Origin of the sequence: Paenibacillus sp. EC2-1, from assembly GCF_049311625.1 — a bacterium.
Lineage (GTDB): Bacteria > Bacillota > Bacilli > Paenibacillales > Paenibacillaceae > Paenibacillus_AQ.
In genome coordinates, this window is the sequence record NZ_CP186006.1 from 1,063,571 (window position 1) to 1,078,248 (window position 14,678).

Here is a 14,678-nt window from a genome sequence, read left to right on the forward strand (position 1 = left end):
AAGGATGTCGTTATCTGTACCTGCAACAGCCGACCTATGATACTATATGAAAGGGATCTAATAATTTCACCCTAGTTATCATGGACATCTGGATACTTGAAATGGAGACGAACGACTTGAAAACATTTAAAAAAGTTTATATAGAAGTAACGAGTATCTGCAACTTAGCCTGTCATTTTTGCCCACCGACGGAGCGAAAGGCTAATTTTATTAAGGTTGAAGATTTTGCTAAACGATTGGATGAAATCAAACCGCACACAAGCTACATCTATCTGCATGTTAAAGGAGAGCCGCTTCTTCATCCGAAGATCGATGAACTGCTGGATATTAGTCATGAAAAAGGCTTTAAGGTCAATATCACGACCAATGGAACGTTGATTGCGAAGAACCGGCATAAGCTACTTGGCAAGCCGGCACTGAGACAGATGAACTTCTCGCTTCACAGCTTTGATGGTCATGAAGGCTCAACGAATCGGGAAGGATATTTGAGAGAAATTCTATCTTTCGTCCGAGAAGCAGAAGAGCATAATGTAATCTTCTCATTCCGCCTATGGAATTTAACGCAGGACAACGCAACCAATCTGGAGAAGAGCAGAAATCGTCAGACACTTGAGATTATTGAGCAGGAGTTTGGGCTGGACTACAAGATTGAGGAGATGGTCATTCCAGGTGGTGGCGTGAAAATTGGTAAACAGGTTTACCTGAATCAGGATTTTGAATTCCAGTGGCCTAGTCTCACAGCTCCTGAGGATGATGGGAAAGGTTTCTGTCACGCCCTTCGTAGTCAGGCAGCAATTCTTGTGGATGGGACCGTCGTCCCATGCTGTTTAGACGGGGAAGGCGTAATCAATCTGGGCAATGTGAATAAGTCCTCATTCTCCGATATTGTGGACGGTGAACGGGCAAATAACCTCGTTGATGGATTCTCTCGTAGGGAAGCTGTCGAGGAATTATGCAGGAAATGTGGTTATCGTCAGAGGTTTGGATCGTAATCGAAGGAGTAATAAGGTAACTAATTGTTTAAATTCTATAGAAATACAACGATCCACCAAGCACAAATGCTTGGTGGATCGTTTATGTACATAAGGTACGAAGCTATTTATACCATCTGACTCAAAATCTTAGCCTGAACATCTAGCTTGCTAACAGCCTCTCCAATTCCTGCAAACTCAGCAACGGCTTGCTGAATCTGAGCCTGACTGCTCGCAATAGCTTCCTGAGAAGTTGTCGTTCCCTCACTGACTCGACCCACGTACTTGGAAATTCCCTCAACCGTCGCTTGAATCTCCTGAGCTGCCTCTTGTACACTTTGGGCTAACTTTCGCACTTCGGTTGCTACCACATTAAATCCACGTCCATGTTCTCCAGCGTGCGCTGCCTCAATTGCTGCATTCAAAGCAAGTAGATTCGTCTGGGATGCGAAATCTCGAATCATCTTCACGATCCGGTGAACGGCAATCGTTTGCTGCTGTAGGTCATGAAGATCATTTAGGTTATTCTCGTTACCATTCATGAGCAAGTCTATGGTTGTGGCTACTTGTTGGTTACGTGTGATGCCTTCTTCAGTACGTAAGAGTAAATCTTCCGCCATCGTTTGTAATTCTTGTATGACTTGGGTTGTGCTAATCTCTCGCTTGGTGATATCTGTTGCTACCTTAAGAACAGCGATCACTTGTCCATCTTCATCACGAATCGGCATGTATGTAGCTTCCAGACTTATAAGAAGTCCGTTTTTAGTGACACGCGTGATTTTCTCTTGAAATTTTTTGCCTTGTCTAAGATTGTCCCAAAGCTCATTATATTCCGAACTTTTCATAAAGTCCGGTGTGCAGAATTGTCTATGATGTATTCCCGGTAACTCCGACGTTGTATAGCCCATCACTTGAGCAAAATTATCGTTTGCCCATAATACTTCTCCCTGCAGATTAAATTCAATCATAGCAAGTGATTGCTCTAGTGCGGCGAGTACGGATCGTTCATTTAGCACTTGTGTAGAGTACGTTCCCAAGAACATAGCTCCCTTCCCTAAAGCCAAAATAGAAAACAAATGAAGATATTTAAAAATAAGACTTTTTTACTATTCACAGCAGGTAAGATTATACTATACATGCAAATTTGACGAAAGAGAAAGAAGCAACAATTTTTGCGTAATAGTGTGCATTATTTGTGAAGAGTTTAAGACTTCTGGCTGTACATGAAAAACCATGAAAAATCCCCCTCATGCAAACGTTAGTGGCTGGTTACACTCATTTACACGAAGGGGACTTGGCTCAATATCTGATTAAACTATCATTCAATTATTCATGGATGATGATTCGGGCTGTAACTTTAATCTTAATTCCTCGATCGACACTCTTCGCTGTCCCGCAGCTCTTGGTTCTGCAGAATGAATGATCGGGGCTTCTTCGCCAGCTTCTATCATTCGAATGATGAGTCTATTTTTCAAATCATCGGCAACAGTCCGGTAAGATTCGATCCCTGCGAGGTTCGTCAGTTCATAAGGATCTGCTTCCAGATCATACAACAATGCTTCTACATATTCCTTTGAGCCGGGCTCATCCCATCCGCTGAGATCAGGCGCAGTTACAGCATATTTCCAGCGTTTGGTTCGAATGGCTCGGCCCACTTGAGATTCACTGATCTGAATAAAGGCTTCTTCCTGCCAATCCGAGTTATCTCTTCGAACAAGCGGCATGATCGAGTGACCTTGCATCTGCGAAGGGACATCAATACCTGCTGCAGCTAATAACGTTGGAGGGAAGTCAATTAGACTTACCATTTCACGGATTTGCCCGCCTTGCATGAATCCAGGTCCATATAACGCGGCAGGCACCCGGATTGAACTATCGTGTGCAGAGCGCTTATATTCACCGTTACGAGTCTTGAAATGATTCCCGTGGTCTGATGTGAAGAGAATAATCGTATTATCCGATAACTTCAGACTCTTTAAAGCATCTAATAGTCGTCCTAGAGCTTCATCTAGACGTTTCACCATCCCATAATAGCCGCCTAGATGCTGTGGAGATGATCCGCCGAGCGCCTTCAAGTCTGGTGGAGTCCAGCGATCCGTGTAAAGATCCTCGTAGCCGTCAGGAGCCGGATAATTATCCGTATGGTTCTGATGGTGAGGCTCCAGATACGATAAGAATAAGAAGAAAGGCTGATCCCGATGGCCATCTATATAGCGAATCGCCGCATCCGTCTGCGCATCTACTCGGTATCCAGGCAGCTTTACTTCGTTACAATCATTATCGTACAGTACCGTGCTGTAGGCATCCGAAGATAACTCTAACAGATTTGCTGCGAGCCAGTAATCATAACCACCGCGCTCTTCTATAGGTACGGGCTCCTGTTCTGCCAAGTGCCATTTGCCGATATATCCTGTATCGTATCCAGCGTCCTTAAAGTAATGGGCCATCGTGCGACTGTCTTCTGGAAGGGGAATCCCGTTCCGATAGCAGCCGGTAGCCGTTGCATACATGCCCGTTTGAAGACAGGAGCGTGCGGGGCCACATACGGGCTGACAGGTAAAGGTGTTATACAGATGCGTTCCTTCTCGGGCAATACGGTCAAAATGTGGTGTTAATCCTAAAGGGTTTCCGTGAACCCCTGTCGTATCCATGCGCTGCTGATCGGTGAAAAAAACAATGACATTTGGTTTTTCCTGATTCATATGAGACATGTCTTCACTCCCTATGTATATAAAATTTCGAAGACTTTTTACGATCTTTTATATAATATAAAGAAATGTAAGTGCTTTTTTTAGTAATGAATCAAAGATAAAATATAAGAAAACGAAGATCACAGCTAACGGAAGGTGACTGGCGTCTATGAGTGATTACCAGATTTATCGTGCGGCAACCGGAGATTCTGATATATCATTACATTTTGTATTCGATTGGCATAGAGACGAGTCATGGAATTTCCACGAATATTGTATTCCCGTAACGACGATCTGGTATGTCCTTGCAGGGAGTCGAAAAGTATTCCTATCAGGAGAAGAGTATCTCGTGGAGCCTGGCAATATCGTAATCCTGCCCTCGAATGAGAAAGTGACAACTCAACATATTGATGAAGAGCAAGGTTCCATCCGATATTTATCTATGGGTATCCAATCGATCATTGGAGGGGTAGAATGCCACCAGTTGTTCGGTATTCCTGCGGTTTTCTCGGTATCGGAAAGTCCCAGGGCAGGTGAGTTTAAGACCACTTGGCTCGAATTGGTTCAACAATTCTACCGTTTAGGTGATCAGGGACTTGAATTATCGGCCAGTAACACGGAGCTTGCGCTTTCCACTGAAGCGAAGACGAAGCAGTGGGTAGCTTTAATGATTCATCTCGCCCAGCCATTCATGAAGACACCGACACCGGTCTCGGACAAACGAGTACGAGAAATTTGTACTTATATCCGAGAGCACTACGAAAGTTCATTAAGTTCAGAGGAGATATCGTCGGCTGTATGTTTAAGTAAAGGGCACATGAGGGCCTTATTTCGCCGCTATATGCGCATGTCACCCCATCAATATCTCTTGGAAGTTCGGATGGAAAAGGCGAAGGAGCTTTTAGGAACATCGATGCTTGCTCTTAATGAAATTGCAGAACGGGTGGGGTTTGAGGATGTCAGTTATTTCATTCATTCGTTCCGTAAACGAGAGGGCATGACACCGGCCGTTTATCGAAGATTACTTTATCCTTGGAGAGAGAAGGGCTAGCGCTCAATGATTAAGAAGAGTATAAAAAATAAAATAGTATTATCATTTCTATTGGTTTTGATTCTTCCAACAACCATCATCAGCATTATGTCATACCGGATTTCTGTCAATTTGCTAGAGGAAAAGGTCAGTGATTCCTTCTTATCCAATCTGACCTTCATCGGTGACAATATCGAAAAGGAACTTGAACAATGGGAGCAAATTTCTAAATTCATTAATGTGAACCCCGTAATTAGAAATGTCCTAATGACTTCCTATGATAATGATCTTGATTTCTACTATGATATGAAACGTGTAGAGCAGCAGCTCGATACATACTCCATTAATACAAATATATTCGCTTATGTTTCTTCACTTGTCGTAATTGGTAATAATGGCCGAAATCTTCTATACGGTGAGGATGCGACAAGCTTGGATATCGATCGGATTAAAGAGCAGCAATGGTTCAGTGAAGTGAACAGTCTGAATGGACAGGTGATGTGGCTTGGTATTCATAAGAATATCGCTAACTACAGGACTCAAAATGAAAGCGTTGTCGCGCTAGGTCGAGCGATTGTCGGAGAGAAGAACAATAAGACACTTGGAACATTATATTTAACGTTTAAAGAATCTTATTTCACTGGACTACTCAAGAATATCGAATTGTTGGATGGTGGCAGGCTGTATATTGTGGATAATCGAGATCATATTGTATTTGATTCCGAGACACTTTTGTTAAATGAGTCGTTTGCCGGTATGGATGAGATTAGAGCTCAGGATGACAAAGGGTACTTTCTTACCGAGGGAACGAATCAAGAGCAGCTTCTGCTTGCGCATGTTCCAATCACAAAATATGACTGGCGAGTTGTTGAAACGGTTCCGTATGCTTCTTTAACCAAAGGGACGGATGGCATTTTCCGCAATACCATTGGTGTTTTTCTGATCTCATTTATTTTAACATCAGTGATTTGGTTCTTTGTATCCTCCCATATTGTACGTCCTATACGGACGCTAACGAATTCGATGAAGAAGGTACAAGAAGGGGATTTGACTGTCCGGGTAGATATTGAGCGGCCTGACGAGGTAGGTGTCATGAACAAGCACTTTAATTTCATGATTAAGCGAATTCAGGAATTGTTTCAATCCAATTTAGAGGAACAGGAGAAGAAGAAGAATGCGGAGTATAAAGCGCTTCAGGCGCAGATTAATCCCCATTTCTTGTACAATACGCTCAATACGATAAGATGGATGGCCATCATACAAAAGTCTGACAATATAAGAGATGTCGTTGAGGTGCTAGGTAGACTGCTGAAAAACACGATTAAACATGATGGGCCTTTTGTTACGGTAGAAGAGGAATTATCCAACCTGCGAGATTATGTGTATATCCAAAAAATACGTTATAACCATAACTTCGATGTAACCTATGATGTTGATCCTGAAGTCTTATCCATGCCTTGTGTGAAGTTCATTTTACAGCCGCTAGTCGAGAATGCGATATTTCATGGCATTGAACCGAGGGAAGAATCAGGCGGAGAGATTAAAGTTTCGATGAAGTGTCATGAGGATCAGCTCTATATCCGGGTGTGGGATAACGGTGTGGGGATGTCGAACCAAGAACGAGAGGAACTCATAAGTCGCGTGAGCACTCCTAAGCAACATGGCGGAATTGGTGTGTCCAATGTGATGGAGAGATTGAAGTTAACGTATGGTGAAGAGAGTGCTTTTTATATCAGGAGTGAGAAAAATGAATTTACGGAGATCGAGATGATCATACCGGCTGCTACTTCGAATGTAGAGTCTGCATCTAAGATCGGGTGAGGGGGAGAGCCATGTACAAGGTAATGATCGTGGATGATGAGATGCTGGCTAGAGTAGGCATAAAATCGCTTATTCGCTGGGAGGAGAACGGATTTACGATAGCAGGTGAGGCTGAGAATGGAAGAAAAGCTTATGAATGGATGATGGATAACCCGGTGGATATTGTGATTACAGATATAAAAATGCCGATTATGAATGGAATTGAGTTAATCTCGAAGGTACGGGAATATCATCCTGAAATCAAATTTTTAGTTCTCAGCTCCTTTGATGATTTTGAATATGTTCGAGAAGCTTTGAAGAATGGGGCCGAAGACTATTTTATCAAATTGCAGATGAATCCTGAGGAGCTTCTTGGTCAGTTGAAGAAAATAGCAGAGAAGCTGGATCTTGAACAAGATCAGAAGAAGTTAGAAGCAGGTCATGGCCGAATAAGAGCCAAGGAACTTAGCCTTTTGAGAGAGAATTTCTTCAAGGATCTCGTATATGGCTGGATTCATACGGAATCGGAATATATTCAGAGAATGAGAGAGGCAGAGCTTACGCTACCGGATGGATTCAAGGTCTCGCTCATGTTCCAGACAGACGGGATGGAAATCTACGAGAGATACGGGGAAGATGAGATTCATCTCCTGAACTATGCAATTCTTAATATTTTGAATGAGATTTCATCCGATCATAAATATGGATTTCCGTTGTCCATTCATCCTAAAGAGTTCCTGTTATTATACTTTGCTCCCCCGAATATGGAAGCTGAGGAAGCACTTGAACAGGCGTATCATTTGACTGCTATGATCAAAGAAGCTTTGAAAAAATACCTGAACTTCTCAGTATGTATAGCCATCAGCGAGCCAGTGACCGCATTTCATGAAATCAAATTAAGTTATAGACAGGCTCTTGAGGCGCTCAGCTTCCGGTATTCCTATGCGGGAGGAACGACTATTCTATATCGAGAGATTAGATCTTTAAGTGGAACACTAGAGTCAGCAGACATAGCCAAAGAAATACGGAACCTTGAACTTTCTCTGGATCGGCGTGAAGATAACAATGTCTTCAAGTCTATTGAAAATATCAAGCAGTTATTAAGCCATCTGAATGGCCATTCTCTGAATAGCCTCAAAGTGTACTGTGCCCCGATTCCTTTTCTGCTGGCTTCCAGATGGGGGGAGGATGCTTCTGTATGGATGGACGGACATCTAAAGCGAATGGAGAACTGGCGTGTGAAGACCGATATTATTAAGTGGCTTGAAACCATTCAGGAGGAGTGGAATGAAGGAACGGGAACCTCTTCAGATAATTCACGCACGATTCATTCAGCCATGAGATTCATCCAGAAGAATTATTCGAATAGTGTCACACTTGAATCCGTAGCGGAGTATTTGAATCTGTCACCGTCCTATTTGAGCAACCTGTTCAAGAAAGAAACCGGACAAAATTTCATAGATTATCTAACCCAGATTCGTATCGAGCAATCGAAGATCCTACTGCGAACAACGGAACTGAAGATATATGAGGTGGGTCACCGGGTGGGATATGAGAATGAGCATTATTTTAGCAGGGTCTTCAAAAAGGTTGTAGGATGCTCGCCTTTTCATTATAAATCAGATACTTCTTTGTAAAAGAGCCGGGCTTGGCTTGGGCAAATGATATATGTGCACCCCCTAGAATGACATCGGGAGCTTTTAGGGAATCCCGATGTCATTTTAGGGGGCATTTTATTGCTTATTAAGCAATTAAGTGCATGATTTCATTAAAAAGTGCATCTTCTTGCAGACGTTGTAACCAGTAAAGAATTCGAAGTCGAAATAAAAGATATTAGATCATTAACATGTGCATGTAAACGAAAGATAAGCAGATCTATAATTTGGGAAGAGTCCTATTATGACATACGGAGGGGTTATTGTGGCACAGAAGACAAAGAGACATACGAGTATTCTTCTACTCGCGTTCATGCTGCTCATGACAGCTTGTGGAAACGCTTCAGAATCACCGTCAGGTTCAGAGGATACAACATCTAAAGATGGAAACGCAGCTAAGAAGGACAGAGTTGTTACGGTTTATGAGGATGCCAAGCGAGCGGAAAGTGAAGAGATTAAGAAGAAAAATGCGGATTTCACAGCAGAAACGGGCATTAAGATCGAGATGAATGTTGTTCCTGGTGATGGAATCGAGGTCTACAAAAAGATTGATGTCGATATGATTTCTGGTGAAAAAACGGATGTAATCCGTCTTTCTAACCCCATTCTCATTGATAAGTATGGATCGAATGGTTGGTTGTATCCTTTGGATGAGTTCATGACCAAAGAAAGCTATGACGCCGCTAAGGTCTATGGCGATTATCTACCTAAATTCGTGGATGGCAAAACCTATGTATTCCCGGACCAAGCGGGGAAATGGGCTGTGTATTACAACAAGAAAATTTTTGATGAAGCAGGCGTGCCTTACCCTTCCGGGGATTGGACGTGGGACGAATATATCGAGACTGCCAAAAAATTGACCAATCCGGAAAAAGGAATCTACGGTTCCTACATGCTGGATTACGACAACTACATGTACATGCTGGCAAGACAGTATAACGTCAGTGGTTATAAGGAAGATGGAACTTCGAACTATGATGATCCTGCATTCAAGAATGCGCTCCAGTTCTTTGGAGATCTAGGAACGGTTCATAAAATTCAGCCAAGCTGGCTTGAGTTTAAATCTAAGAAACTGTCATGGGATGGTTTCATGTCCGGTGACTATGGCATGCATTTTATCGGAACATGGTACACGAACCAGTTCAAAGATAAAACAACCTATCCGAGAGATTGGGAAGTGGGGATCACCCAAATTCCAGTACCTGCAGATGGCAACGGCAGTAACAACTTTGGTATTGTAGCGGGTTATGGCATTAATAAGAATGCAGAGCATCCGGAAGAAGCATATACCTATGTGAAGTGGATGGCTGAGAACAGCTACAAATATAACGGTAATCTGCCAGCTCGTTCTGATTTGAGTGATGATGATATTAAACAATTGTTCCAAAAGACTTCCGATGATCTGAATGGTGAGATTACAGTGGAAGAATTAGATAAAGCACTTGTTTCGAACAACCTTGGGTTTGTGGATGAGAAGATTACGGGTCCTGGGTCGACAGAGTACAGTAATATTATCCTCCAAGAAGCTGAACTGTATCTGGTAGGGCAAAAATCATTAGAGGATACGGTGAAGTCGATTAAAACACGCGCTGACCAAGCGATCAAGGATGCCGGCGGAGAGTAGCACGCATAATTGAGAAGGATTCCTTTGGTCAACAGCCACTGGAGTCCTTCATTCTTCCTAAGGAGCCATTCATATGAAAAGTAACGTTAAGACAGACAAGCCTAGTATTTTCTACAGAATCTCTCAGTTAGGATATCGCGAGAAAGGAACAGCGCTAATCTTCGTTCTTCCTTTTATTATTGGATTTATTATATTTAATGTGATTCCTATGGTATATTCCGTCGTCATCAGTCTGATGGACTTCAACACCTTTAAACCACTGAGCATGATTAAGTTTATTGGGATCGATAACTACACGAGGCTGTTCAATGATCCGATTGCTCTAAATGCATTTGTAAAAAGCTTCATCTATACCTTGTTCTATGTTCCGGGGCTTATCATTTTATCTTTTGTGATGGCTACACTATTGAATAAGACATTTGCTTTGCGTGGGCTTACTCGGACATTGATTCTGATGCCATACGTAGCGAATGTTGTGGCTGTATCTATTGTATGGTCTATTCTGTTAGATCCATTCGGAGGGCCTATTAATCAGATTATTGAAAAGCTAGGTGGTACTCCACCGATGTGGCTCAGTGGTGTCAAGACAGCTCTTCCAACCATTGCGGGTATCAATGTATGGCAAAGCCTTGCATTCCAGACAATTGTCTTTCTAGCCGCTCTGCAAGGTGTTAACAAAGAACTATACGAGGCAGCGGATATGGATGGTGCCAGCCGGTTTAGAAGACTCTGGTCCATTACGCTTCCTGCCATTTCACCAACAACCTTCTTCCTGGTCATTACAAGCATCATTGGTTCCTTCCAAAACTATGCGTCTGTCCGTATGCTGACGAATGGAGGTCCGGGGACTTCCTCACGGGTCATCTCCCTGAACATTTATGAAGAAGCCTTTACCTTGAACCATTACAGTTATGCATCCGCGCAAGCGATGATCCTATTCGCCATTGTGCTTGTCATCACGATTATTCAATGGAAAGGACAGAAGCGATGGGTACATTATTAAGAAAAAGTTTATATAACCTATTCATGCTGATTATTGGCATCATTATGGTTGTCCCTTTTGTATTTATGATCTCAGCTTCATTAAAAGCACCGGCGGATGTGTTTGTAAACCCGATGCAGATTATACCGGATAAAATATTCACCTTGAATTATGAAACGATATTCAATCACAAGTATTACTTCCAATGGTATTGGAATTCTTTCAGTACCGTTGTGTTAACCGTTATTTTTAGAGGGTTCTTCGTGACGATGGCTGCTTATGCCTTTGCTAGACTTTCATTTCCCGGTAAAAATATTCTGTTCTTGTTCCTTTTAAGTGCGATGATGATTCCACATGATACGACGATCGTGGCCAAATTCATGCTGTACAAGTACATGGGGCTTATAAATACACACTGGGTTATTATTCTTCCAGCGGCATTTGATGTGTTTTTCATCTTCCTGCTTCGTCAATTTTTCATGGGGATTCCTAAAGATCTCACCGAATCATCACTGATTGATGGTGCATCGCATTTCGGTATTTATTTCAAGATCATCCTGCCGCTTGCGGTACCTGCGTTAATTACGATGGGACTCTTTACGTTTATCTGGACTTGGAATGATTTCATTACACCGTTTATATTTATCAATGATATTGATAAGCAGCTAGTTACGGTAGGTTTGGAATATTTCCAGCTGGAGGCAGGTAAGAACTACGCACTCCAGATGGCTGGAGCGTGTCTGATCGTTGTTGTTCCAATCATTATATTCGCTGTTCTACAGAAGTACTTTGTTCAAGGTATAGCCATGTCAGGCATTAAGGGTTAATGGTTCCACACCAACTAGGGATTCTTGATAACTGCTTTCTAAGCACGGTTCAAGAGTCCCTTGTTCATAAAAAAGTTAACAATGAGGCTCGTATCTTAAGATTCGGGCATGTTCCCAAGTTACGTAATGGGATACTCTGAAATAGTCAAAATGTAAGCGCTTAACTTAATCTTTGAGGTGATGTCCATGAAGAAAATTATATTACTACTAGGTTCGGTCACGTTTCTTGGAATGATCCTATTATTTCTATGGAGTACGCCAGATAAAACGGAAGTAGCTCAGGTGAAGTCTCAGGATGAACCAGCTACTTTGAATCGTATTTCTGTGGCGAAAGAGGAAATGCACCTAATCATGCAGTTATCTGGAAGGGCTCAAGCGGGAGAAACTGATCTTGAGCATAACGAAGAGGCAATGGATCGTTTGCTTGAGATCAAGGTAGCACAGCAGCTTGCTGTGAAATATGGCATTTTGAAGGATAGCTCATTTTCAGCGTTTCTAGAGGAGTTTGACTTAGAGAACCAGAGAAGAGCGAAGGCCCTTACGAACAAGGAAGTCATCTATGGCCCAAGGCAATACTCGCAGCTAACTTATTATGATTACCGTCACGCGAATATGATCAATTCTCTCAAAAGCAAATGGTCCGAGCAAGAATTGGACATCAGCGATGACAAGCTCATGGATTATTATGAACATAATCGCGATAGATTCGCTAAAAAGCACGATACGATTAAGCTTTATAAAATCATGCAGCCAAAGGGAACATCGGAAGCTGAGCAAAGGATGCACCAGATCGAGCAGGAATTAAAGGCAGGACAAGATTTTATGAAGCTCTATCATCAGTTGGAAGAAGAGGGATTCACAGAGATCGAGACGATCAATGAGGAGAATTACAGAGAAGTATCTAAGTATCGTAGTGGCTTCTATCACCTTGTAACCAATCTATCGCCAGGCGAAGTAAGTGAGGTTCTAGAGGATGAGAAGCAATATTTCGTGGTCATGATTGCGGATCAGCACGCAGAGGGCTTCAAGAACTTTGAGGAGATTCGGGAGGAGGTGATTCGGCACTATACCGATGATTACTTTCAATCTTTTCTAAAGCAGCAGATGGCATTGTCAGAAGTGAAGATTAAAGGAGTGAATGTTAATGATAACTAAGTTTATGCGAAGCTTCGGGATGACCCTAATTGTATTTATCGTGGGGGCTGCATTCTACGCCGCTGCAGCATCAGCCGCTACATATTATGTGGATTCGGCAGGTGGTAATGACTCTAATACGGGTACAGGGACAAGCTCGGCGTGGAAAACACTCGATAAAGTAAATGCGGTAAACTTCCAGCCAGGGGATCAAATCCTTCTGAAGCGTGGTGGCAGCTGGACCGGAACTCTGTGGCCCAAAGGCAGTGGAACGAGTGGCGCTCCAATTGTCATCGATCAATACGGAACGGGAAATTCACCACTTATTAACGGTAACGGGAACGAGGCCGCCGTATACTTATATAATCAGCAATACTGGGAAATTAAGAATCTAGAAATTACGAACAGTAATGGTTCGAGCTCGCGCCGTAACGGTATTTATATCGTAAATCAGGATGCGGGAACACTAAATCATATCCATCTTATTGGCAATAACGTGCACGATGTATTCGGCAATAACGTTAAAGATGGCAACGGAAGTTCAGGAATTAAGGTGCGTACCATTGCAGGCTCCGTGAAGTCAAATTATCAGGATATCCTGATTGATGGCAATACCGTTGGACCTCGAGTAGACCGGACAGGGATCGATATAAATTCCGATTACTGGTGCCGAACAGGCAGTGGCTGCACGGGAACGAACAACTGGTATCCTAGTACGAATGTGAAGATATCGAACAATTATGTCACAGACGTAGGTGGAGATGGCATCGTACCGATGGCAACCCAAGGGGCTGTTGTCGAATATAACACGGTCAATGGCTTTAACATGAGATCAGGGACTGTGAATGCAGGTATCTGGGCATGGAATGCAGACAATACGATCATTCAATATAATGAGGCTTTCAATGGAAATACAACACAGGACGGTCAAGGATTCGATATTGATTATGGTCAGACCGGCACGATTGTACAGTACAATTACAGCCATGATAATGACGGTGGATTCATCCTGATCTGCCAGCCAGGTGGTGCGACGAATGATGGCGGTGTTGTAAGATACAACATCAGCCAAAATGATAAAGCTCGGGTATTTCAGTTGGCAGGACCTACAACGAATACACAGGTATACAACAACACGATCTATCTACCAACGGGGAGCTCGACAATGCCAATCTATGTGAATAGCTGGGGCGGATATACCAAGTCGATATCTTTTACGAATAACATATGGATGCTTCAAGGTGCTGGGAGTTGGCAAGGGCTATCTAACATCGCTAGTCTTCAGTTCGATCACAACACCATTTACGGAGTTCACACGACGGGCGAACCATCCGATGCTAACAAATTGACAAGCAATCCTATGCTTGCTAGTGCAGGTAGCGGCGGTATGGGTAGAACTTCGGTTGATGGTTATAAGCTGGTTACGGGTTCTTCTTCAATCGGAACGGGAAAAGTCATTTCGAATAACGGAGGTAAAGATTACTGGGGGAACGCAGTTTCCTCTTCCTCAGCTCCGAACCGAGGCGCCTATAATGGACCGGGTGTTACGGCCCCTTCAAATCTGATGATTAATGGTGGGTTTGAATCTGGAGTTCTGATGCCATGGAGTAATTGGAACACAGCCAGCGTAGTGAGTGGCAATGCCAGAAGTGGATCCTATGCTCTTCAGTTGGCCGGAGGACCTGGATCTGCGGAGCAAATCGTAAACTTGGAACCGAATACGACTTACACACTCACCGGTTATGCGAAGACAACGAATAGCAGTCAACCTGTTCGTATTGGTGTGAAGAACTATGGAGGTGCAGAGAAGTATTCGGTCATCACAACGACGGATTATTCCGAAGGTAGTCTTACATTTACAACAGGTGCAAGCAATACAACGGCAACGGTCTACGTATATAAACCTTCGGGCAGTGCTAATGCCTATGGGGATGATGTGACACTGATTAAGAATTAGATGAATGT

General features: G+C 42.9%; 11 protein-coding genes and 1 pseudogene. 9 read left to right on the forward strand and 3 right to left on the reverse strand.

The features are described 5' to 3' along the window. Positions 1 to 116: 116 nt before the first annotated feature. On the forward strand, positions 117 to 992 hold the full coding sequence (locus tag ACK8P5_RS05025; RefSeq protein WP_422661374.1) for a radical SAM/SPASM domain-containing protein: 876 nt from the start codon (positions 117 to 119) through the stop codon (positions 990 to 992). A gap of 107 nt (positions 993 to 1,099) precedes the next feature. Here the strand turns inward: ACK8P5_RS05025 and ACK8P5_RS05030 are convergent, their stop codons facing one another. The 3 genes and pseudogenes from ACK8P5_RS05030 to ACK8P5_RS05040 form a co-directional block, all read right to left on the reverse strand. Next, positions 1,100 to 1,591 (reverse strand): methyl-accepting chemotaxis protein, encoded by a 492-nt coding sequence (locus ACK8P5_RS05030; protein WP_422661375.1) that lies wholly within the window; start codon positions 1,589 to 1,591, stop codon positions 1,100 to 1,102. A gap of 48 nt (positions 1,592 to 1,639) precedes the next feature. Beyond that, positions 1,640 to 2,014: pseudogene (locus ACK8P5_RS05035) on the reverse strand (PAS domain-containing protein); the annotation flags it as partial. 279 nt (positions 2,015 to 2,293) lie between these two features. Next, a complete protein-coding gene (locus tag ACK8P5_RS05040; RefSeq protein WP_422659889.1) occupies positions 2,294 to 3,682 on the reverse strand; it encodes a sulfatase-like hydrolase/transferase in 1,389 nt (462 codons plus the stop codon). 148 nt (positions 3,683 to 3,830) lie between these two features. Between ACK8P5_RS05040 and ACK8P5_RS05045 the strand changes: the two genes are divergently transcribed. From ACK8P5_RS05045 to ACK8P5_RS05080, 8 genes are all read left to right on the forward strand, one after another. Then, positions 3,831 to 4,712, forward strand: coding sequence for an AraC family transcriptional regulator (locus ACK8P5_RS05045; protein WP_422659890.1), 882 nt, complete (start codon positions 3,831 to 3,833; stop codon positions 4,710 to 4,712). Between the two features lie 6 nt (positions 4,713 to 4,718). Next, positions 4,719 to 6,512 (forward strand): sensor histidine kinase, encoded by a 1,794-nt coding sequence (locus tag ACK8P5_RS05050; protein ID WP_422659891.1) that lies wholly within the window; start codon positions 4,719 to 4,721, stop codon positions 6,510 to 6,512. 11 nt (positions 6,513 to 6,523) lie between these two features. Further along, on the forward strand, positions 6,524 to 8,128 hold the full coding sequence (locus ACK8P5_RS05055; protein WP_422659892.1) for a response regulator: 1,605 nt from the start codon (positions 6,524 to 6,526) through the stop codon (positions 8,126 to 8,128). Between the two features lie 283 nt (positions 8,129 to 8,411). Then, positions 8,412 to 9,770, forward strand: coding sequence for an ABC transporter substrate-binding protein (locus ACK8P5_RS05060; protein WP_422659893.1), 1,359 nt, complete (start codon positions 8,412 to 8,414; stop codon positions 9,768 to 9,770). 73 nt (positions 9,771 to 9,843) lie between these two features. Then, positions 9,844 to 10,773, forward strand: coding sequence for a carbohydrate ABC transporter permease (locus tag ACK8P5_RS05065; RefSeq protein WP_422659894.1), 930 nt, complete (start codon positions 9,844 to 9,846; stop codon positions 10,771 to 10,773). 23 nt (positions 10,774 to 10,796) lie between these two features. After that, complete coding sequence (locus ACK8P5_RS05070) at positions 10,797 to 11,579, forward strand: carbohydrate ABC transporter permease (protein ID WP_422659895.1); 783 nt, start codon at positions 10,797 to 10,799, stop codon at positions 11,577 to 11,579. Between the two features lie 186 nt (positions 11,580 to 11,765). Beyond that, entirely contained in the window at positions 11,766 to 12,734 is a 969-nt protein-coding gene (locus ACK8P5_RS05075) for a peptidyl-prolyl cis-trans isomerase (RefSeq protein WP_422659896.1), read from the forward strand. After that, entirely contained in the window at positions 12,724 to 14,670 is a 1,947-nt protein-coding gene (locus tag ACK8P5_RS05080) for a carbohydrate binding domain-containing protein (protein ID WP_422659897.1), read from the forward strand. The genes ACK8P5_RS05075 and ACK8P5_RS05080 overlap by 11 nt, the downstream gene beginning before the upstream one ends. Positions 14,671 to 14,678: the final 8 nt, after the last annotated feature.